General features: G+C 50.5%; 22 protein-coding genes. 8 read left to right on the top strand and 14 right to left on the bottom strand.

Features of this window, described 5'->3' with window-relative positions; genetic code table 11:
- Nucleotides 1-7: 7 nt before the first annotated feature.
- Nucleotides 8-1,390, bottom strand: a complete 1,383-nt coding sequence (nhaA, locus tag PT300_10230) for a Na+/H+ antiporter NhaA (protein ID MDF7680936.1) — start codon at nucleotides 1,388-1,390, stop codon at nucleotides 8-10.
- 272 nt (nucleotides 1,391-1,662) lie between these two features.
- Between nhaA and PT300_10225 the strand changes: the two genes are divergently transcribed.
- A complete protein-coding gene (locus PT300_10225; GenBank protein ID MDF7680935.1) occupies nucleotides 1,663-2,472 on the top strand; it encodes a serine protease in 810 nt (269 codons plus the stop codon).
- Between the two features lie 4 nt (nucleotides 2,473-2,476).
- Here PT300_10225 and PT300_10220 read toward each other — a convergent pair whose 3' ends face one another.
- The 5 genes from PT300_10220 to emtA form a co-directional block, all read right to left on the bottom strand.
- Complete coding sequence (locus tag PT300_10220) at nucleotides 2,477-4,441, bottom strand: U32 family peptidase (GenBank protein MDF7680934.1); 1,965 nt, start codon at nucleotides 4,439-4,441, stop codon at nucleotides 2,477-2,479.
- A gap of 105 nt (nucleotides 4,442-4,546) precedes the next feature.
- Nucleotides 4,547-5,143: a tellurite resistance methyltransferase TehB gene (gene tehB, locus PT300_10215; GenBank protein ID MDF7680933.1), complete on the bottom strand. Its 597-nt coding sequence runs from the start codon at nucleotides 5,141-5,143 to the stop codon at nucleotides 4,547-4,549.
- Between the two features lie 160 nt (nucleotides 5,144-5,303).
- Entirely contained in the window at nucleotides 5,304-6,956 is a 1,653-nt protein-coding gene (locus PT300_10210; protein ID MDF7680932.1) for a glucan biosynthesis protein, read from the bottom strand.
- A gap of 169 nt (nucleotides 6,957-7,125) precedes the next feature.
- Nucleotides 7,126-8,634 (bottom strand): carboxylesterase/lipase family protein, encoded by a 1,509-nt coding sequence (locus PT300_10205; GenBank protein ID MDF7680931.1) that lies wholly within the window; start codon nucleotides 8,632-8,634, stop codon nucleotides 7,126-7,128.
- Nucleotides 8,635-8,697: 63 nt separating this feature from the next.
- The gene (emtA, locus tag PT300_10200) at nucleotides 8,698-9,309 is read right to left on the bottom strand and encodes a membrane-bound lytic murein transglycosylase EmtA (protein MDF7680930.1); all 612 of its coding nucleotides are present in this window, start codon (nucleotides 9,307-9,309) and stop codon (nucleotides 8,698-8,700) included.
- 107 nt (nucleotides 9,310-9,416) lie between these two features.
- On the opposite strand from emtA, the gene ldcA reads away from it, so the two are divergent.
- A complete protein-coding gene (gene ldcA, locus PT300_10195; GenBank protein MDF7680929.1) occupies nucleotides 9,417-10,346 on the top strand; it encodes a muramoyltetrapeptide carboxypeptidase in 930 nt (309 codons plus the stop codon).
- A gap of 14 nt (nucleotides 10,347-10,360) precedes the next feature.
- Here the strand turns inward: ldcA and fadR are convergent, their stop codons facing one another.
- Nucleotides 10,361-11,062 carry a fatty acid metabolism transcriptional regulator FadR gene (gene fadR / locus PT300_10190; protein ID MDF7680928.1) on the bottom strand — a complete coding sequence of 234 codons (702 nt, stop codon included), beginning with the start codon at nucleotides 11,060-11,062 and terminating at the stop codon, nucleotides 10,361-10,363.
- Nucleotides 11,063-11,454: 392 nt separating this feature from the next.
- Between fadR and dsbB the strand changes: the two genes are divergently transcribed.
- A complete protein-coding gene (gene dsbB, locus PT300_10185; GenBank protein ID MDF7680927.1) occupies nucleotides 11,455-11,985 on the top strand; it encodes a disulfide bond formation protein DsbB in 531 nt (176 codons plus the stop codon).
- A gap of 4 nt (nucleotides 11,986-11,989) precedes the next feature.
- Here the strand turns inward: dsbB and PT300_10180 are convergent, their stop codons facing one another.
- From PT300_10180 to PT300_10170, 3 genes are all read right to left on the bottom strand, one after another.
- On the bottom strand, nucleotides 11,990-12,424 hold the full coding sequence (locus PT300_10180; GenBank protein ID MDF7680926.1) for a YcgN family cysteine cluster protein: 435 nt from the start codon (nucleotides 12,422-12,424) through the stop codon (nucleotides 11,990-11,992).
- A gap of 82 nt (nucleotides 12,425-12,506) precedes the next feature.
- A complete protein-coding gene (locus PT300_10175) occupies nucleotides 12,507-13,166 on the bottom strand; it encodes a fumarylacetoacetate hydrolase family protein (GenBank protein ID MDF7680925.1) in 660 nt (219 codons plus the stop codon).
- Nucleotides 13,166-13,468, bottom strand: coding sequence for a YcgL domain-containing protein (locus PT300_10170; GenBank protein MDF7680924.1), 303 nt, complete (start codon nucleotides 13,466-13,468; stop codon nucleotides 13,166-13,168). The genes PT300_10175 and PT300_10170 overlap by 1 nt, the downstream gene beginning before the upstream one ends.
- Nucleotides 13,469-13,594: 126 nt before the next feature.
- On the opposite strand from PT300_10170, the gene minC reads away from it, so the two are divergent.
- The 5 genes from minC (at nucleotide 13,595) to PT300_10145 (ending at nucleotide 17,003) form a co-directional block, all read left to right on the top strand.
- Nucleotides 13,595-14,284: a septum site-determining protein MinC gene (gene minC, locus PT300_10165; GenBank protein ID MDF7680923.1), complete on the top strand. Its 690-nt coding sequence runs from the start codon at nucleotides 13,595-13,597 to the stop codon at nucleotides 14,282-14,284.
- Between the two features lie 23 nt (nucleotides 14,285-14,307).
- Nucleotides 14,308-15,120: a septum site-determining protein MinD gene (gene minD / locus PT300_10160; GenBank protein ID MDF7680922.1), complete on the top strand. Its 813-nt coding sequence runs from the start codon at nucleotides 14,308-14,310 to the stop codon at nucleotides 15,118-15,120.
- A gap of 3 nt (nucleotides 15,121-15,123) precedes the next feature.
- Nucleotides 15,124-15,393 carry a cell division topological specificity factor MinE gene (gene minE, locus PT300_10155; GenBank protein ID MDF7680921.1) on the top strand — a complete coding sequence of 90 codons (270 nt, stop codon included), beginning with the start codon at nucleotides 15,124-15,126 and terminating at the stop codon, nucleotides 15,391-15,393.
- Between the two features lie 224 nt (nucleotides 15,394-15,617).
- Entirely contained in the window at nucleotides 15,618-16,160 is a 543-nt protein-coding gene (locus tag PT300_10150; protein MDF7680920.1) for a type IV secretion protein Rhs, read from the top strand.
- Between the two features lie 462 nt (nucleotides 16,161-16,622).
- Nucleotides 16,623-17,003 (top strand): hypothetical protein, encoded by a 381-nt coding sequence (locus tag PT300_10145; GenBank protein ID MDF7680919.1) that lies wholly within the window; start codon nucleotides 16,623-16,625, stop codon nucleotides 17,001-17,003.
- Between the two features lie 33 nt (nucleotides 17,004-17,036).
- On the opposite strand, the gene rnd is transcribed toward PT300_10145, so the two are convergent.
- The 4 genes from rnd to PT300_10125 all read right to left on the bottom strand — a co-directional run bounded on the left by rnd (nucleotide 17,037) and on the right by PT300_10125 (nucleotide 21,654).
- Complete coding sequence (gene rnd / locus PT300_10140; GenBank protein MDF7680918.1) at nucleotides 17,037-18,146, bottom strand: ribonuclease D; 1,110 nt, start codon at nucleotides 18,144-18,146, stop codon at nucleotides 17,037-17,039.
- Nucleotides 18,147-18,362: 216 nt separating this feature from the next.
- Nucleotides 18,363-18,944, bottom strand: a complete 582-nt coding sequence (locus PT300_10135) for a Slp family lipoprotein (protein ID MDF7680917.1) — start codon at nucleotides 18,942-18,944, stop codon at nucleotides 18,363-18,365.
- Between the two features lie 39 nt (nucleotides 18,945-18,983).
- The gene (gene tsaB / locus PT300_10130) at nucleotides 18,984-19,676 is read right to left on the bottom strand and encodes a tRNA (adenosine(37)-N6)-threonylcarbamoyltransferase complex dimerization subunit type 1 TsaB (GenBank protein ID MDF7680916.1); all 693 of its coding nucleotides are present in this window, start codon (nucleotides 19,674-19,676) and stop codon (nucleotides 18,984-18,986) included.
- Between the two features lie 58 nt (nucleotides 19,677-19,734).
- Complete coding sequence (locus PT300_10125; protein MDF7680915.1) at nucleotides 19,735-21,654, bottom strand: ATP-dependent DNA helicase; 1,920 nt, start codon at nucleotides 21,652-21,654, stop codon at nucleotides 19,735-19,737.
- Nucleotide 21,655: the final 1 nt, after the last annotated feature.

Here is a 21,655-nt window from a genome sequence, read left to right as displayed (position 1 = left end):
AAACCCTTCAGACGTGTATCGGCCGGGACCCCTTGCCTGTACGCCGATACACAACACCCCATAACAACCCAAGAATGGCAGCTATCAGCGATCCGGTCAGTACGCCAAGCCTTGCGCTATTAAGTAGCGCATCGCTGTCAAATGACAGCATGGCAGTAAACATTGCCATCGTGAAGCCAATGCCAGCCAGCAGCCCGATCAGTACAATTCCGCCCCAGGAAACGCCGTCAGGAAGCTGACATAAGCCGGAGCGAACGGCGATCCAGCTGACACAGAGCACGCCCAGTGGCTTACCGAACACCAGCGAAAGCATAACACCTGATATGACCCATTGTGTGGCAGAGTCCGACAAATTAATTCCGTTAAGGGTGACACCCGCATTAGCCAGAGCAAACAGCGGCATAATGCCAAAGGCAACCCAGGGATGCAGGATCGTCTGAACACGCATTACGGGGGGAAGCAGCTCACGCTGAGCCAGGCGCAACGTTCTCAGTGAGGCTGGCAGATGATGGAAGTGCCCGACACCGTAATAATCGCGCAACTTCTGCGCCGCCCTGGCCACTGTTTTTTCCGGTTCTTCCTGTAACGGTAACGACGCAAGCGGTGTCATCATGCCAGACAACACCCCTGCAAGTGCCGGATGAACACCGGTTATCAGTAAACCAGACCAGATCACCACACCTGGTAACAGGTAAGCGATAGCCGAGCTGATCCCAATCCGCTGAAAGATAAACGTCCCCACCATACCCAGCCCGGCGATAACCAGTCCATGCGAATCAAAACCGCTGTTATAGAAAATGGTGATGATCAGTACAGCAACGATGTCATCAATGATCGCCAGGGCCAGCAGGAAAATTCGTACACCAGAGGGAATACCTTTGCCCAGTAATGCCAGAACACCGACCGCAAAAGCGATATCTGTTGCGGTAGGGACAGCCCATCCATCAGCACCGGGGGTGGCTGCATTCAGGCTAAGATAAATCAGTGCAGGGACTATCACGCCGCCCAGTGCAGTCACGACAGGCAGGCTGGCTTTGCGCAGGTTACTTAACGCGCCGTTATGGATTTCATAACGGATCTCCATGCCGACAATTAAGAAGAAGAGGGTCATCAGCACGTCATTCACGATAAAGTGCAGCGACTGTGAAAAAACCAGCCCGCCGATACGGAAAGAGACAGGTAAGTGCCAGAGCGCATGATAGGTTGCGGCAAACGGCGAGTTGGCCCATATCATGGCAGATGCAGCGGCAATCAGCAGTACGATACCACTGACGGCTTCGATATGCATGAATCGTTCAACGGTGGAGAAGATGCGCTCAGCGGGCACCTGAGGACGTGATAAAGCAGGCTGGTTCATGGTTATTGCAACTCCGCGTGGCGGCCCGACCATCGCATATACCTGTTTCACTGCAACATGCAGTTAACACCCGAGTGAGCATTCTATATTCCGCAGAAAGCAAAGATCAACCCACGGATTTTCCAACGGATGTCGATACGAGACTTTTATTGCCGTATTGCAGCATGATGACACTGTTTTTTCAAATACCGCCCTTTATCTTCCGTTTTCCAGACGGAGCAGTAATATTGCACAATAATAGAGTACAGTGGATGATTTTTTTCCTGCTGACAGGGTGTCAGAACAACGTTACCTTCAGAGCGTATATGCGTAGAGACGTGCTGTTACTGTGTTTATTGTGCCTGTTATTATTGTGTACTGATACGGCCTGCGCCAGGATGAGCGCCAAAGAGATTAAAACCCTTTTTTTCGGCCATGATAATCGCCAGCCGGTGCCTGATCCCGCGATCCCGCCCTGGGAGGCGATTGGTCAGCTGGAAACTGCCAGTGGTCATTTCTGTACCGCGACGCTGATTTCGTCCCATCTGGCATTGACGGCCGGGCACTGTTTACTGTCACCGATCACCGGAAAAGCCGATAAAGCAGTAGCGTTACGTTTTATTTCCCGTAAGGGACTCTGGCGGTATGAAATTCATCATATTGTCAGCCGTGTCTCCCCCCAGCTGCGAAAACAGCTGCGCGCTGAAGGCGATGGCTGGATTATTCCGCCCGCCGCCGCGCCGTGGGATTTTGGTCTTATCATCCTGCGTTATACCCCCTCCGGTATCACACCATTACCGTTATTTAGCGGTAATAAAGCGGATATGAATGCCGCGCTCAAGGCCGTGGGTCGGCAGGTCACCCAGTCTGGCTATCCAGAAGATCATCCGCAGGCGCTCTATTATCATTCGGGTTGTCAGGTCACTGGCTGGGCTCAGACGACAGTGCTGTCACATCAATGTGATACCCTACCCGGCGATAGTGGTTCACCGCTATTGCTGAAAACAGACGCTGGCTGGCGGATCATTGCGGTACAGAGTTCAGCGCCGGGAGCAGCCGATCGCTGGCGCGCCGATAACCGGGCAGTGGCAGTGTTCGGTTTTTACGATAAGCTGCAGGCACTGGCGGGTAAGTAATACATCATCCCCTTTTTCGTTTCGGTAGCGTGCTGAGCAACGCTTCCGGTGTGATCGCCGCGACAATACGGCCTGGCGGTGGCATTTTGAGAACCGCATTTTTAATCCTGCCGGTAACATGCATTTCACAGGCACGACAATCAAATTTTAATGTCAGGACTTCATCATGATGAACTAACTGCATCGGGGTGGCTTTCCAGCTTTTGATCATGCCTTTGGCCTGTTTCGGACATAAATTGAAGGCGAAACGCAGGCAGTGTTTGGTGATCATCACGGATACCTCGCCCTTTTCTTGATGCGCTTCATAGGCAGCGTCAATCAACGTCACCCCATAGCGCTGATAAAAAGCACGCGCTTGCTGGTTATAAACATTGGCGAGAAACGATAAATGAGTTGTCGGGTAGCGTGGCGGCGGCACAGATACCGCTTTACGCTGACCACGCCGGAATGCTTTCAGGCGGGCATCGTCCAGTTGGGCGACCGTGTCACGACGTAACTGATTGAGTAAGCGGCCGGGAACAAATAGCGCATTCGGCAGATGGATCTGTACATCACGAGCAAAATAGCGCGTCTGCCCCAGTTTTGTTACGCTGTCACGCAACTGGTGCCAGGCTTTTTCGCCCTGCTCCGCAACCGCAAACTCACCGTCAAGATACTGGGTGACACTGACCCCCTCTTCGCTGGTCATGGTTAATATCAGCTGTTGCTGCCAGCCGCTGAGAACAATATCAACCGCTATCCGGCGCTCACTGGATGTCTTTTGCAACGCCTGTTGCCAGTGGTGATCCAGGTTGCGGTTCAGAACCTGAGGCAGAGGCATTTTGCGCAGTGCCAGTGGCATCTCATTCGGCCATATGCGATATCGATTTTCAGCCGTTTTTTCTACTTTATTCGCCCGAAAACCGATAATATCGCGCTTAATCATCACATTCAGGCCATCACCGTTCGCCAGGGTTTCATCGCTGGCAATATCCAGTGTCTCTTTACTGACAGCGAGCACCTCGCCTACCGGTAAGCCGATAAACTTTGGCGAATCAAAGGCTCCGATATCACCACGGCGGCCATTGACAAAATAATCACAACTGCCCCGATGAAAGGTTTTTTCTGTCGAGGGAATAAAGAAGTGTTCCGTATGCCCGAGGGAAGCACGCGCCAGATCGCTACGTTCCGCGATAATGGCATCCAGCGCCTGTCGATAGTGTGCGGTAATGTTTTTCACATAGCTCATATCTTTATAGCGGCCTTCAATTTTGAAAGAGCGCACCCCCGCATCGATGAGCTTTGCCAGATTAGCCGTCTGGTCATTGTCTTTCATGGATAACAGATGCTTTTCATAGGCCACCACGCGCCCCTGATCATCTTTTAGCGTATACGGCAACCGGCAAGCCTGAGAGCAATCCCCGCGGTTAGCACTACGTCCGGTTTGTGCGTGTGAGATATAACATTGTCCGGAATAGGCCACACACAGCGCCCCGTGGATAAAAAATTCAATCGTCGCATCAGTGTTGTCATAAATTTCGCGGATCTGGTGCAGATTGAGTTCACGGGCAAGCACGATCTGGCTAAAACCAACATCCGAAAGAAATTTTGCTTTTTCGACGCTACGAATATCACATTGGGTACTGGCGTGGAGTTCAATCGGCGGGATATTCAGCTCCATGATGCCCATATCCTGGATGATCAGCGCATCAACACCCGTTTGATACAATTCGTTAATCAGACGCTGCGCCGCTTCCAGCTCATCATCATGCAGAATGGTATTGAAGGTAATGTAGACCCTGGCACCATAGCTATGGGCAAAAGGCATCAGCCGGGCGATGTCGCTCAGGCTGTTGCAGGCATTATGGCGTGCGCCGAATCCCGGGCCGCCAAGATAAACCGCATCAGCACCATGCAGAATGGCTTCGCGGGCAATCTCGGTGTCCCGGGCGGGGCTAAGAAGTTCAAGGTGCGGGTCAGGCTGGCGCATACGCAGGTTATTGTCCGTCAATGAAGTGAAATGGCGGCTATTGTAGTCAGAAGTAAGGGGCGACGAAAATATTTTCCATCGCCCCGGCAGAAAGAATTAACGCCGTCAGGCCGGTTTTTGCGCCAGCATGGTGGCAAAACGCAATCTGATACGTTGACCACTGGCATCAGTACGGTGCAGTTCGCCAACATCTTCGTTGTATTTGAGCAATTGCCAGTCGGCATAATAACGCCGTAGCTCCCCGGCTTTAAAAGTAAAGGGAAAACCGACCGTACAGGGATAGTCATCGGTATCCATCGCCGCGACGATCAGATTGTAGCCCCCGGCTTTAGTACAGCGCTGCATATTGGCAATAAGACGCGGGATGGTGTCCGGCGCCAGAAACATCATCACCACGGTGGAGAGAATAAAGTCATATTCACCGTCAAAGTTCAGTGTATTGAGATCATTCACCGCTGTCTGTAAGCGAGTCAGTTGCTCCTGTTCGCTGATCGTTTGCAGGTTTTTAATGCTGGCCACGTTTTTATCCCACGCGGTAACATCAAAGCCGTTCGCCGCCAGATAGAGGCTGTTACGCCCGTTGCCGCAACCTAAATCCAGCGCCCTGCCTGGGGGGATAAGTGTTGCGGCATGCACCACTTCCGAGTGCGTTCGGGTCAGCCCGTATTTTTCACTGAAGTAGTTTTCATCACAAGCGGTCATGGCTGCTCCTTATCGTTAATCTACTCAATGATTGCCAAAAGACGATCAGTGAGCATTGAAAAAATTGAGAACGTTTAACACGGTTGCTGCAACCGATTCCATTGCTGATAGTTGTCAATATGGTGACAGTGTCACAGCAAGATAATATGAATTAGTCGGATTACATTACCCGGTCATCAATATAATGGCGTTTATCCGCTGGTGGCGGAAAGTATTGATACAACCAGGTTTCACTGATCGTATCGCCCTGGCAACGTAAAAACATTCTCATCTCTACCGGGTCGGTAGCGTCATTATCCGGATACCAGTCAAACAGAACACGATAACCGTCGAAAGGTTCGATATACAATATCCCGACCTGTTTTACTGTACCGCTTGAAAGCGTGATCACCGGCTCGATGCCTTTAGGGGCCGCTGTTTTCAGGTCGCCGCCAATAAAATCAACCGCAAAACGCCGCGCCCACTGTTCGGGGAAATGCTCACCAGGTGCCCAGCCTTCCGGGAAAGCACCCATGCCGCTATAGGTATCCATGATACGGGCCAGCGGCGTTCGCACCGGCGGCTCGGCACTCCAGTACAGACGATAGCTGAAATCGAGCTTATCACCAGCTTTGATTGTTTTCTCTGGCTGCCAGAAGCAGACAATGTTATCCAGGGTTTCTCCGGTGGTCGGGATCTCCAGCAGGCAGACCGCCCCTTTTCCCCAGCGACTGCGTGGCTCGATCCATAAACCGGGCCGTTTATTGTACCAGTCGATAACATCCTGATAGTGTGAAAAGTCACGATCCAGTTGTAATAATCCAAAACCACGCGGATTTTTATCCGCAAAGGCGTTGAACTGGAGTTTTTGTGGGTTATTCAGTGGCCGACAGATCCATTCACCGTTGCCACGCCACATGGCCAGACGATCCGTATCGTGAATTTGGGGATGGATGGTGTCACACATCCGCCGTTCATGTGTGCCACAGCTGAACATGCTGGTCATCGGGGCAATGCCTAACTGTTTGATATCCTTTCGAGCATAAATATAATTTTCAACATCCATCACCACCTGGGTCGGCTGACAATTGATGACGAATTTATAAGCTCCGGTGACACTCTGGCTATCGAGCAAGGCATAAACAGTAAAGATGGTTGCGCCAGGTTTGATCGTTTCGAACCAAAAGGCCGTGAAGTCCGGGAACTCTTCCACCGTATCGGCGAAAGTGTTTACTGCCAGTCCTCGCGCAGAGAGCCCATATTGATAAGTATCATCAACCGCCCGGAAATAACTGGCACCGAGGAAGGAAATGATGTCGCGTCGCGCTAGTTCCGGTGCCTTGAAGACACGGAATCCGGCAAATCCGAGATCCGGTTGTCCAATCAGTGAGTTGCTATCAATCCCGGCATCATGATAGTGAAAAAGATCCGGCCGAAAATGGATCTCCCGCGCTTGCTGACTGTCTGTATCCAGCGAATACATCCGCACATGACGACGGAACCCCATACCAACATGGAAAAACTGAATATCCAGCAGATGATCATGAACATGATTCCATAGCGAATATCTGGCATCGTACTGAATATTGTTATAAGCCTGTGGCGTGAGACTGGCCAGTGACGGCGGGAGCGCAGGCGGAGCGCCTTCCCAGGGCTGGCGGCAGAGATCCTGTGCCATTTTCTGTAAAACAGCGAAGTCGAAATGACGGGGAGCGCCATCAGCAAGGCTGGCGTTTTCGGCGTGTGCGGCGCGCGCGAAGAGTGATGCGATTCCTGAGGTTCCGTATACAGCAGCAGCTACCACGGAAGACTGGAGAAAACGTCTGCGGTTCATGCCTGAGTCAGCATCCTGTTTATAATAGATGAATCAATGTGCAATATGATAAATCAATGCGTTGTGAATTTTGCCCACTCTAGACAAAAATGTTTAATAATCCAACTTCTGTTAACCGGAAATGTGCGAAAAAATGGGTTTTATCACGCTGATCATACCTTGTCGCCATTCAATCAAGGTTCACAAAACGGGGCATCATGCGCTGAAATAGCGCCAGTCGCAGACGCATAAAATGTTTTTCCAGCTTAAATCCCGCGTGTTTATCCAGCCCGATACGCAGTAGCCACGTCTGATGATGCCAGCAGGCTGGCCAGGGTATCTTTCCGGGTAATACAGGCGGGGAGTTCTGTGCCAGGCGGGCAAAATTGACCCAGTAATCAGCAATCTGAGCAGCAAATGCGCGATCATCATCATTGGTATAATCGCGTAACGATTCAGTCAGTGAGAGGGTGTCGAAAACATAAGGGACTTCATCACCATGCCATGCGCCATGTGGGCTGCGCTGACGAAGCCCCCGCGGGACATAATCAAACCAGTAGCGCCAGCAAGGCTGATTAACGCGGCGCTGCGCCTGCATGATGATAGATCCCAGTACGGTAAAAGCCATATCACGACACACTGCACGCCCAAGCGCCTCGTCACCATTGGCTCCCGGATAGAGCAGTTTGATCAGTGCCAGCGCCAGTGGCGCATTACGGCGTAACTGGCCAATTTTTTCAGCGATATCAACACCAAATAGTGACATAACACTGGATTCATCGCTATTGGAGCCCACCATAACAGGCATCGCCTGCTGCCTGCCAGCGAGAAAGGTGGTCAGTGTCTCTTGTGGAAGTACCGCATCACCACTGATGGGGGTCGGGTCGAGGGTAAAAGGGGCTGGCAGCGACCAGAGAGAGGCGGCCGGAATAGCCCGCAATTGTTGCGCACTGGCATCCGGCAGGGAGAAAAACGCCGCCAGTTGTTGTCCTTTCTGCAGTGCTTTTTCGCGCGGCGTATCGGGCAGTGTATAGCTGCTTTGAATAATCGCTTTATGGAATAATCCTGCTGATTTTGGGGAAGCCATCAGCGACAGCACACTACGTGCCCCGGCCGATTCACCAAACAGGGTGATATTCGCCGGATCACCGCCAAATGCCGCAATATTATCCCGTACCCATTGCAGAGCGGCGATTTGATCCAGCAGCGCAAAATTATAGATCCGCTCGCCCTCTTCCCCTTCCAGTGCAGGATGGGCAAAGAACCCCAGGTGGCCGAGACGATAATTGACAGAAACCACCACCGCCCCCCGGGCTGCCAGCGCTTTACCGTCATAAAGTGACAGACTCCCCGCTCCGAGGGTAAAGCCACCCCCATGCAGCCAGACCATCACCGGCAGTGGCTGTTTTCGTGCTGCGGGAGACCAGACATTAAGATAAAGGCAATCTTCTGATAAGCGCCCCGGATCGCCACCGCCCAGTTGCCGACAATGTTCTGTATTCTGCCAGCAGGCAGCGGAGAATGTCGTCGCCGACCGGACGCCCTGCCAGCGGGCAGGCACACGCGGCGCCCGCCAGCGCAACTCGCCTGTGGGCGGTGCGGCGAAAGGAATACCGCGCCAGATATCAATCCCCTGTTCAGCCGTACCCGATAACAGCCCATAGCAGGTTTCGACCAGCGGCGCAGAGGCATTCAGCATAAGGCGTGTTCCTGTAGTAATAATGGCGATCAGGATATTAGTAGATGGAATGTATCATTGCCGCTACATTGCATCCATTGCCTGCTGGAATTTCCAGATATAACGTGGCGCCTGGGGTGCCGGGTGTTTCCTGACAATATGTTTAAAAAATGCGTCGGCATCCAGCTTATTGATTTTATCAATCGCCTGCTGACGATTGCTGGAAAAGGTGCGCAGTAATGCTCCGGCACCATTGACATAAGAAACGATGACCGCATAACGCATGACCTCAGGATCTTTAATTCCGGCGAGCGGGCCATTTTCGAGAATATTCAGGTAAGCGGCGCCCATAGAGATATTCCGCTCCGGGTTTTTGAGCTCTTTAACCGATGGCTCACCACGCCAGCCCATCCGGCGATAGACATCACGGCCAGAGGTCGAGGGCTTCAGTTGCATCAGACCGACCGCGCCAGATTTGCTGACCACAGTTGGATTACCGCCGGACTCAATGGCAATAATCGCCGTCATCAGTTGCGGGTCAACCTCCCATGCCGCACTGGCTTTTTGGGTTACCGGCATCCATTGCATCGCTCGTTTAACCGGGACTTTCGCATTCCAGGGTGGATGACGATAATCCTGTTTTACCTGACAACCAGCCAGCAGAACAAATAACACAACAAGCCATCTCAGTTTCACATCTTAATCCTTTATTGCTTTGTTAATACCTGAATTTTTCCGACCAGAGATGACAATCTGTCTTTCCGACGGCATGATAACCTTTTCGTTCTTCGCAAGGAATTATCATGTCGCAGTTTTATCTGATAGCCCCTTCAGGTTACTGCATTAACCAGCAGGCGGCAGAACGGGGGGTCCAGCGTCTGTTAGCCGCCGGTCATCAGGTGATGCATCAACAGGTCATCTGTCGCCGACAGCAACGTTTTGCTGGCAGTGATCAGCAACGACTGGACGATATTAATCAGTTATCCCATTTAAAGGGGCATGACCAGATTGTGATGCCAGTTCGTGGAGGATATGGTGCCAGTCGCCTGTTACCTGCTATCGACTGGCAGGCTTTAATCGCGCGCCAGCAACAGGAGCCGTTGTTAATTTGTGGTCATAGCGATTTTACCGCGATCCAGCTGGGACTGCTGGCAAAAGGTGGCCTCATCACTTTCAGTGGGCCGATGCTGGCGACTCATTTTGGTGCGCAAGTGGCGGATGCTTTTACGGAACATCACTTCTGGCAGGCGTTACGTTGTCCGGAATTGACCCTGACATGGTCAGGAGAAGGGAGCGAATGTGACGTCGAGGGAACCTTGTGGGGCGGTAATTTATCGATGCTGACATCGCTGATCGGCACGCCCTGGATGCCGCAAATAACCGGCGGTATTCTGGTGCTGGAAGATATCAACGAGCCGCCATTTCGGATCGAGCGGATGCTATTACAACTGCTGAATAGTGGTATCCTTCATCGCCAGCGGGCGCTTATTTTTGGCAGCTTCAGCGCGGCGAAGACCTCTGATAGTTATGATGCAGGCTATGGTTTACCGGTGATTTATGACTATCTCCGCACTCAGGTGGCGATTCCGCTGGTGAGCGGCTTGGCTTTTGGTCATCAGCCACAAACCGTCACCCTGCCCCTTGGCGCACAAGCATCATTGCGTCACCGTGCTGACACCTCGACCCTGACTATCAGCGGTCATCCGGTACTGCGGGAATCATCGCGGCAATAATGCTGAAGGTATGTTCAGTCATCAGGCATGGTTTTCTGCATTTGTTGCCAGATAGCAATACTTTGTTGAGCATACTGGCAAATAACATCATTCACTTGTTCATATTGCCCCGCTGCACAGATTTGTGCCAGATGTTGATAGAACTCACGCGCCAGGCAACGCGCCTGTGGGCTGGCGAAATAGTGGCGGTTGATACGGATATACAACCCCTTCATTCCGTTGATGATCAAACCATAAATCGGATTCCCGGAGGCAAAGGCCAGTCCGCGAAAAATATGGTAATCCAGGCGGGCAAACGCCTCGGCACACTCTTCTGTCTCATGCGCCTGAGCCAGCACTGCCTGTGATTTTTCAGGATATTTACGAAACGCGGTACGAATAAAGATCGCAGCGATACTGGTACGTACCGAAAGCAGGTTATGGATCAATTGCGGAACACTGTCATGATCAAGACGCGCCAGGGTTTCGAGAATATTCAGGCCGGAGGTTTCCCAGAAATTATTGACTCTGGTCGGTTTGCCGTGCTGAATCGTTAACCAGCCATCACGCGCCAGACGTTGTAACACTTCCCGTAACGTGGTGCGGGTCACACCAATCAGTTCAGAAAGCTCACGTTCAGCAGGAAGAAGAGTGCCGGGCGGGAAATGATTATTCCAGATGCTTTTTATCAGATACTCTTCCGCGAGGGCCGCCGGACTCTGCGCATTAATGACCATAGTTAGTTTTCCATTACACAGCGTTGCAGTTAACTCATCATACCAGAGCGGATATAGCACAGATAGCACTGTAATGTAATAAAAGAGCATCACTATGGGTGTTTATTTTTTATCTCAAATGTTGCCATCTTTCAGGGGCGCAATGAAGAACCTCGCCAGACCCATGTTTGAATATCCACAGTTGCAGAGAACAGGCGCGTTATTGACAATAATTTTTGCTATCTCCTCCCCCATTATGTGTGACGTTGTCACACATAATGGGGCTGTACAGCAATCTCTGTCTCAGACAGAGATATTCCCCACACTTTTATGCAAAAAATTGGCTTTGTTTACTGGTGCCAGCGCATTTTTCGTTTACACTGCCCCGGTGATGATTATTCAGAGACAGGGCTATGTTGCGATATTTAAATCAATGTTCACGTGGACGAGGGGCGTGGTTTCTGATGGTGTTGACTGCGGTCAGCCTTGAGGTAACCGCGCTATGGTTCCAGCATGGTATGTTACTGGCGCCTTGCGTATTGTGCATTTATGAGCGTTGTGCATTATTTGGTATTATCGGTGCCGGTCTTATCGCGCTCCTGGCCCCTAAATCCCCTTTACGCTATCTGGCATTGATTATCTGGCTATATAGCGCATTTCGTGGGCTGCAACTGGCGTGGGAACACACGATGATGCAGTTGCACCCCTCGCCGTTTCTTACCTGCGATTTTGCCGCGCGTTTTCCGACATGGTTACCACTGGATAAATGGCTGCCGCAAGTTTTCGTTGCCACCGGCGATTGCAGCACACGCCAGTGGCAGTTTCTGAGTCTCGAAATGCCACAATGGCTGGTGGGTATCTTCGCCGCCTATTTTATTGTCGGATTACTGGTGCTGATTGCTCAGCCCTGTAAACCGAAAAGACGCGCGTTGTTTGGCCGTTAACGACTCAATCCAGATTAATAATGTGTGCCTGCCAGTCGCGTACTGAGGACTCAGGCACCGCAAGATGGCGAACAGAAATGCGTTCGCCATGCATCGCGGCTTTCGACCCGGTTAACAGCGGGTGCCATGCCGGTAGCGGCTTTCCTTCCAGCAATAAGCGATAAGCGCAGGTCGGCGGTAACCACGAGAACGTGGGCAGGTTATCGCGGGTTAATTTAATGCAATCCGCTTCATATTCGAAACGACGTTCATAATGGCGACACTGGCAGGTTTTAATATTGAGCTGACGACAGGCGACATTGGTAAAGTAGATTTCATCACTCTCCGCATCCATCAACTTATGCAGGCAGCACTGCCCGCAACCATCACACAATGATTCCCACTGCGCATCACTCATTTCATCCAGGGTTTTGTACTGCCAGAAAGCTTGTTCGCTCACAGGATATATCCGTCATTGCTATTTAACAGGGCACGTTATAACCACTCTGGCATGCTGATGCAAGTTCTGTCATGAAAGCAGATTACTGTACGTGAGTCGTCAGTGTCAGATCGTTAAAACCAATCACCAGCTCATCGCCATGATTCAGTGGCCCGACACCGGCTGGCGTTCCAGTTAAAATGATGTCTCCGGCTTTCAGGGTAAAGAAATGTGACATGCAGGCAATCAAGGGAACGATTTTATGTATCATTGCCGATGTCGTTCCCTGCTGACGCAGGGTGCCATTGATGTGCAGGCTTAATGGTATATTCTGCGGATCACCATCAAATTCAGTTACCGGAACAAAACCCGAGATCGGGCACGCATTATCAAACCCCTTCGCTTTTTCCCACGGCTGCCCGGCCTTTTTCAGTCTGGCCTGCACATCACGCAGTGTCAGATCCAGTGCGACGCCATAGCCAGCGATCGCTGGCGATATCTGCTCTTCTGTCGCACGACACAATGGCTGCCCCAGTAATATCGCCAGCTCCAGTTCATGATGCACTGCGCCTGATCCGTCAGGCAGAATGATCGCCTGATGAATATCACAAAGCGCCGTCTCTGGTTTCATAAACAACAGTGGCTCTTCAGGTACGATACTTTCCATCTCTCTGATATGATCTCTATAATTACTGCCAACACACACAACTTTACCCACCGGGTAATCCAGTAATTCTCCCTGCCAGTTACGATGCTGGTACATTATTTTTTACCTCCACGGGGTTGTGTATAGTGATGCCGCTGTTGGGCCAGATGCTGTTTCAGCAGGTTCTCAGGCGCAGGCGGTAGCTGTAAATAGTACCCCTGTTCAGTGAGGGCCTGCTTGACTTTTTCCAGGTCCGCACCAACCAGTTTTTTACGCCCGTCAAGTGATAAAACCAGCGTGATTTGCGGTTGACCGAAGTGGGCCATCAGGGGGGCGGGTACACGTGAAAAATCATCTTTTTTGCTAACATATAAGTAGGTGTTTTCACGTTTAGGACTTCGATAGATAACACAAAACATAGTTTTACCTGGAATTAAGTGACTGTAACTTGCCTCAACATATGAGTGACTATAACATGCCTTTTAATCTTCGGAATATCACGGCGCTTGCGCAAAGTGATAAACAGTAAGTTGAGTAAGATCAGGATGTCAAATACGCCCATTGAGCTTAAAGGCAGCAACTTCACCTTATCTATCGTTCATTTGCATGATGCAAATCCCGAGGTTATTCGTCAGGCACTTATGGACAAGATAGCCCAGGCACCCGCTTTTTTACATCATGCGCCGGTGGTGGTGAATATCAGCCGTATTGAAAATGATATTAACTGGTGTGCGATGTATGAAGCGATCACCAGCACCGGCTTACATGTCATGGGGATCAGTGGTTGTAAAATTCCACAGCTCAAAGCGGAAATCAACCGTGCGGGTCTCCCGTTACTCACTGAAGGCAAAGAAAAAGCCGCTCCGCCTCCGGCTGTAGAGTTATCACCCCCGGTGAATCTGTGTGCCAGAACACGCCTTATCGATCTGCCCGTGCGTTCCGGTCAGCGGATCTATGCAACCAACGGCGATCTGATTGTCACCAGCCCTGTCAGCGCCGGGGCAGAGCTTATCGCCGATGGGAATATTCATGTTTATGGCATGATGCGGGGGCGTATTCTCGCGGGAGCAAATGGCAATCGGGAAGCGCAAATATTTTGTTCACACCTTGCGGCGGAACTGGTTTCCATCGCTGGAGTTTACTGGCTGAGTGATAATATCCCAGCCGAATTTTATGGTAAAGCAGCTCGCCTGAGTCTGGGAACGACGGCTTTAACTATTCAACCTTTAAGTTAGTCCTTTTATAACAAGGAATTTCTATGGCACGCATAATTGTTGTGACTTCAGGTAAAGGTGGCGTTGGTAAAACTACCTCCAGCGCGGCCATCGCCACCGGTTTAGCTCAGAAAGGCAAGAAAACTGTAGTTATCGACTTTGATATCGGCCTGCGCAATCTCGACCTGATTATGGGTTGTGAGCGGCGGGTGGTTTATGACTTTATTAATGTTATTCAGGGAGATGCGACTCTGAATCAGGCATTAATCAAAGATAAACGGACTGACAATCTTTATATTCTTCCTGCCTCGCAGACCCGTGACAAAGAGGCGCTGACCCGTGAGGGTGTCAATAACATTCTGGAAGAGCTGAAAAAACTGGATTTCGATTTTATCATTTGTGATTCACCCGCCGGTATCGAAACCGGTGCCCTGATGGCGCTTTACTTCGCTGATGAGGCGATTATTACCACGAATCCGGAAGTCTCCTCTGTTCGCGATTCTGACCGTATTCTCGGTATCCTCGCCTCCAAATCCCGCCGGGCAGAGAATGGCGAGGAGCCGATTAAAGAACATCTGCTGCTGACACGTTATAATCCAGGACGGGTGAGTAAAGGCGATATGTTGAGTATGGAAGATGTTCTGGAAATTTTGCGCATCAAGGTTATTGGGGTTATCCCGGAAGATCAATCGGTCCTGCGCGCGTCAAATCAGGGCGAACCGGTTATTCTGGATGACACATCAGATGCAGGTAAAGCCTATGCGGATACCGTAGATCGCCTGCTCGGAGAAGATCGCCCGTTTCGTTTTATTGAGGAAGAGAAGAAAGGTTTCCTCAAACGCCTGTTCGGAGGGTAACTTATGGCACTCATCGACTTTTTTCTCTCACGAAAAAAGAACACGGCCAACATTGCGAAAGAGCGTCTGCAAATTATCGTTGCAGAGCGTCGTCGCAGCGATGCTGAACCGCATTATCTGCCACAGTTGCGTAAAGATATTCTGGAAGTTATCTGTAAATATGTCCAAATCAATCCTGATATGGTTCACGTCCAGCTGGAGCAACGGGATGGTGATATTTCGATTCTGGAATTAAACGTCACGCTACCGGAAACGGAAGAGTCGAAAAACTGATATCTGAGTTACCCGCTAGCACTCTCCTGGCGGGGTAGGTATCAGATGGTACTTATCTGTCTGGCATTACGGGTATTGTTAATTTGTACCACTAATCCGCAGTACAGAGCATATATGATAAAATAACAATCAATCTCCGATTATTAATACAGATAAAATAATAGACTGTATGCAGAATAACTATTATGGTGATAATTATCTCAGTCACCATAGGTAGTTTATCAATGGCAGATGAAATTAAGGAAGGAACCCTTCGCCTTATGACATTGAGCGAAATCACTATGGCTAAACGACTCTATGGCCATTCAATAGCTTATAACCGTGTCTGGATCCATTGCGACAGCTATTTCCCCTTCGGCTTACAATCGAATGGCTATGCCATGACGCCAAATGGTGAGCTCTGGTACAGAAAAGAAATGTACAAAGCTGACTTTTCATTAGTTGATGTTGAGATTATTGATAAATATATCTTTATTCATGAGTTAGGGCATGTGTGGCAACACCAGCATGGACAATGGGTAAGATTACGTGGTGCATTCAGTTTTTTAGCTAATTATTACTATACACTGGATAAAGAAAAACTCACTGATTATTCGCTGGAGCAACAGGCGCCCATTCTGGCAGATTACTGGTTATTGATCTATTATGGCATCAGTGAATGGAGTTTCCAGAAAAATCATGGGAGAATAGTCAGATATCAGGGTAAAGATAACTTACGCGATATTCCTGCGCTTTATCATAAAATAGTGACGGGAAAGAAGTTATGAGTAAATATATTTTAATGGTTCTTATTTTTTTATTAACTGGCTGTCGTGGCCCGGGTGATCGGATGATTCCGCGTGAATTTATCACCGCTGTGATTAAAAAAATCAGATTTGTGTAATATCACCGTTACAGTTCGATGAACGAATCATTGCAGTAGAGATAAACAGTAATAAAAGCCGTCTTTTGCGTGAAACTTTTGCTGACAATTCTATTTATATTACCAAAGGTGAATGTTTACCGCTATTTAATATTACACCAAAACCTGGATTACAGTATTTTTTCTACTGGGATGTTATTGCCCCGAATACAGAGATTCGTTTGGTCGAAACAAGCTTCTCTGTGACTACAGATAATTCAGGTCAGCTACAAATTCAGTCACCTCCGGATCAATGACAAATAGAATAGCACTGATGTGCTTGCAGATAAATACAGTGGTAAAGGTAAGTCGTGACCAGGAGAAAGTCATGAAAAAATATAGTTTATTTATTGCGCTGTTTTTATTAACCGGTTGTCCAGGCCCTGGCGATCGGATGGTTGCAAGTGAACACGCAACAGCGATTATCAAAGATAATCAGGTTTGTGTGATATCACCTTTGCAACCCAGTGAACGGATCACTGCAGTGCAGATCTACAGTCATAAAAGCAGCCTTCTGATTAACTTTTTTGATGATAAGCCGATCTATGTCACGAAAGGTCAATGTCTGCCTTTATTTAATCTCATACCCCAGCCAGGGCTATATTATTTTATCTACTGGAATATCAGTGCCCCAAAGGTGGCAGATCATTTAGTCGAATCAAGCTTCTCTGTCAGCGTCGATAGTGCCGGTCAACTGCAAATCCACTAAGAGCCTGTAAAAAACGTTATCACCGGAGAGTTATTATGACTCCGCTAATAACTTTTTCAGGCGCTCAGCCAGTAGCTCGCCACGCCAGCCAGAAAGTAATTCCGGTAAAGTGTCCCGGCGTTTTAACTGCCAGTGCCAGTTAAGTAGCTGATTAATCTGTCGCCTTGATGCCAGTAAACCGCTACTCAATCCCTGTTCATCACTGACCGTCTGCACCAGTGTTTTAATGCCTTTGAATAACGAGCGATAACCGGCCATATCAGCGAGATTCTGGAGTGGTGGCGGCAGTGCCTCTTCCGGTAATGCCTGCGCTTTTGCCACCAGACTTAACAGAACCTTGCCGTGAAAACGGATCTCATTTCCGGATATCCCCAGGCTCGCCAGATCTCCCGTCGTGCGCGGCATATAGCGTGCGATACGCCAGAGATGTTCTTCACGAACGATAAAATTAACGGCGATATCGCGATCACGTGCGTTATGCAGCCGCCACTCTGCCAGCAGTTGCAGGCAGGCCAGCTGACGAGGACGTAACTGCCATGCACTGGCAATATCACGCCATGCCTGTGCCGGGTCCGGCACTTCCTGGCGACGTTGTTGCTGCAAATGACACTCATCCAGCGCGGCGGATAACCAGCCCGTTGCGCTGATTTCGTCCATTAACTGGCGGGCGACTGGCAACAGATACCAGACATCCGCTGCGGCATATTCGCACTGTCGCGCGGTTAATGGTCGGGCCAGCCAGTCGGTTCGTGACTCGCTTTTATCCAGTACGACACCGGAATAGGCCTCCACCATTGCGGCAAATCCCCATGACAGGGGATGACCACAAAAAGCAGCCAGTATCTGGGTATCAATCAACGGTTGTGGCATCAGACCGAGGGTATTGAGAAATACTTCTAAATCTTCACTCCCCGCGTGCAGATACTTAACGACGTCATTATTTAACAGCAAGTCGCGCATCGGCGCCCAGTCGCTAATAGCCAGCGGATCAATCAGTGAGACTGTTTGGCCGTCAAACAGCTGCAATAGTCCCAATTGCGGATAGTAAGTTCGGATGCGGACAAATTCACTATCCAGCGCAATGGCTGCCGCCTGACTTGCCGCTTCACAAACCGTGCGGAGGTCATCATCGGTGGTAATTATCTGATAATCCAAATTATATTCTCTTAGCTTCGCCTGGTAAAAACGCCAGCATCGCCAGCGTATCTGACACTCTGTCAGTATTTATTATTTCAGTCACCACCGCGATAGCGCCCCCTTGCGGTAATGAAGAACCTGGCCCATCAGGCTATTTTACCGGCCATTCTGGCGGCTGGCAGTGCCGAAACTGGCTATGTCTGATGGGATGGACGCCAGGCACTACTCCGTCACAACATCCCTGACTTCCGCTGGCCCCGGGTTATACCATCCCCATGCACCGTAACCATAATCCCACGGGCGTGAGCCATAGAGCCAGGGCATCATCGGCTGCGGTGGTATCACCACTTGCTGGACGACATTCCAGCGTTTATAGCCTGTGGCGTTAATCAGTATAAATGAATAAGGGGTATGGCCAATTGTCCCCGTGACAACACCGTTGATCGGGCCAACCACTGTCACTAACTGACCATTGAAATCGACCGGTTCAAGGAAGCCGTGGACATCGGCCATAATACGTCCACGTGAAGGTACATTCAGAACCGGTCTTGCACCACTGTCAAGAGGAAGTGTGGCAATTTCCAGACGTGTTTCGCCTGGCAGATTCTGCACACTGACGACCCGACCACCAAAACGGGACTCTGTCCCGGTATAACGCGACGGGTCGGCCATCACCTGGGCTAAATCCTGCTGTGGTGTTGGGCTGGAGCCTTTAATCACATCCGGCACAGATACGCAGCCACTTAATGCGGTGATAATCACGCCAGCCAGAAGCCAGCATCCTGTTTTGCTTTGTCTCGCCATCATGCTCTTTCTTTTCTCAGTCGATGTGACTGAAACTGATTACCGTCCTGGTAGTTTCTTCCACGCGACTTCGTTACGTAAATAAACGGGCTCAGCCTGCTCAACCGCTACGGCTTTGCCACTGGCAAACAGATGGCAGGCTAACGGCAACATCTCTTCAGCGGCCGGTAGCAATACTTCGCTCTCTGTTAATATCAGCGTAGACGCCTTCGCCAGTTCAGGCCAGGCCTGCCAGCCTGTACCCGCTATTGCCCACTGGCCGTCCAGTTGTTGCAGGCGCTGGCTAACGGCCTCTGGCGTCAGCACCGTTTCGCTCGCTTCGCCGTGCCAGATCCCCTGTTCATCGCGCTGATATTCTGCCCAGTAAACTTCGCCCATCCGGGCGTCAATCGCAGTCAGTACCCGGGGTATGCCGGTTTTTCGCCACGCCCCCTGAGCCAGCGTCGCCAGCGTCGAGACACCGATCATGGGGAGTTCAGCACCCAGCGCCAGCCCTTGCGCAATGCCAATGCCAATCCGGACACCAGTGAAACTGCCTGGCCCACGGCCAAATGCCAGCGCATCAAGCTCAGTGAGTGCAATATGGTTTTCTGTCAGAATATCCTGCACCAGCGGCAAAATACGTTGTGTATGTTCACGGGGACAAATTTCAAAGCGCGCCCCCTGGATACCTTCATTCCACAGTGCTACCGAACAGGCTTCAGTAGCAGTATCAAGCGCTAAAATTCGCATGATTTATTGCATTCCCGCTATCGCTGATTGCTAAAAATGGCGCATACCTTATCATATATTACGCCAGATTACCCGACGCGGAGATCGCGAGAAAGCGTGTCGCACGGTGAATATCGCGGGTTCGTGGCATCGGCGGCAGACTGGCCAGGAACACAGCACCATAGGGACGCATCACCAGGCGGTTATCACAAATAACCAGTACACCCCGATCATCAATATCACGAATCAACCGCCCGACGCCTTGCTTGAGAGTAATAACCGCATCCGGAAGCTGCACTTCATCAAAAGGATCGCCACCGCGCAAACGACAATCTTCCATGTGGGCTTTTAGTAACGGGTCGCCGGGAGAGGTAAAGGGCAGTTTATCAATAATGACCAGTGATAATGCGTCACCCCGAACATCAACCCCCTCCCAGAAGCTGCTGGTCGCAACAAGCAAGGCATTGCCCGCATTGATAAATTGTTGCAATAACTGCCCTTTGCTGGTTTCACCCTGCAGTAAAACCGGTAAATTCAGAATCGCACGAAAGTGCCCGGCCAGTTCGCGCATCATCGCGTGAGAGGTACAGAGCATAAAACAGCGCCCCTGGTTTGCCTCGATCAGCGGTTTCAGTATCGTCGCTAACTGACGCGCTGCCCCCGGCTGATTGGGTAACGGAAGATGACGCGGTACGCAAAGCAGCGCCTGATTCGCATAATCAAATGGGCTCGGCAACAACAGAGAAGCTGCCGTTTCGATGCCAAGACGACGGGTAAAATGGCCCAAATCATCATTCACCGAGAGCGTCGCTGAAGTAAAAATCCAGCTACCGGGTTTTTGCGCCATCACCTCTTTGAATTTTTCCGCCACTGTCAGCGGCGTTATCGCCAGAGTGAAATGGCGCGCGGTACATTCGTACCAGTAGCTGAAACCGGGCTGGTTAATCTCCTGTAAACGTTTCAGACGTGTGCGATAGGTGGTGGTACGCTCAAAAGCAGCGTCCAGCAAGGCCGAACGTCCGAGCGATAATTTTGCCACCTCGTAGCATAACTCCAGGGCGTCATCCAGCAATAAAAGGGATCGCTGGAGGGAGTGGCTGGCCAGTAATTCGCGCAGATTCCCCCGATATCCCGATTCGCCTAACTGTAAACGGAAATCCAGTGTACTTTGTGCCAGACGGTCAGCACATTTTTGCAATTGTTGGGTATCTTTCAGATCCGTGCACCAGGCCAGGGTGATATCTTTCGCCAGATCCAGTAACTGACGACTGGAAAGTGACTGACCAAAATAGTGGCTGGCGATATCCGGTAACTGATGAGCCTCATCAAAAACCATCACATCTGCATCCGGGATAAGCTCAGCAAAACCACGCTCTTTAACGACCATATCGGCAAGAAACAGATGATGATTAACCACCACGATATCAGATGCCATCGCTTTCTGACGCGCTTTGACCACAAAGCAGGCATCGTACCGCGGGCAATCGCCCCCCAGACAGTTATCGTTATTACTGGTCACCAATGGCCAGACCGGAGAGTCTTCAGCCACACAACTACAGGTGCTGATATCCCCCTCTTCGGTCTGATTCGCCCATGAGCGTAACAGAACCACATCACTCAATATGGCGGCGGGTAAATCTCCGCCGCTGATGACTTGTTGTTCCAGACGCTCGAGGCACAGATAGTTGGCCCGCCCTTTCAGAAGCGCCCGTTTGCCGGTGAAATGAAGTGCATTAGCCACCACCGGGAGATCACGGTTATAGAGCTGATCCTGTAAGGCTTTCGATCCGGTTGAGATAATCACTTTTTTTCCGCAACGCAGTGCCGGTACCAGATAAGCGTATGTTTTGCCCGTTCCTGTTCCCGCTTCCACCACCAGCGTTTGCGTAGTGTTTATCGCCTGAGTCACCGCCTGCGCCATCTGGCGCTGTGGCTCTCGCGGTTTAAATCCCCGGATGACGCTGGCCAACTGGCCATCTGCTGCAAAATCGTCGTTCACA

The organism is Enterobacteriaceae bacterium ESL0689, from assembly GCA_029433525.1.
In the GTDB taxonomy this organism is placed as follows: domain Bacteria; phylum Pseudomonadota; class Gammaproteobacteria; order Enterobacterales; family Enterobacteriaceae; genus JAQTIF01.
The sequence above is the reverse complement of the archived record's forward strand: the minus strand, read 5'-3'. Positions and strand labels throughout refer to the sequence as shown.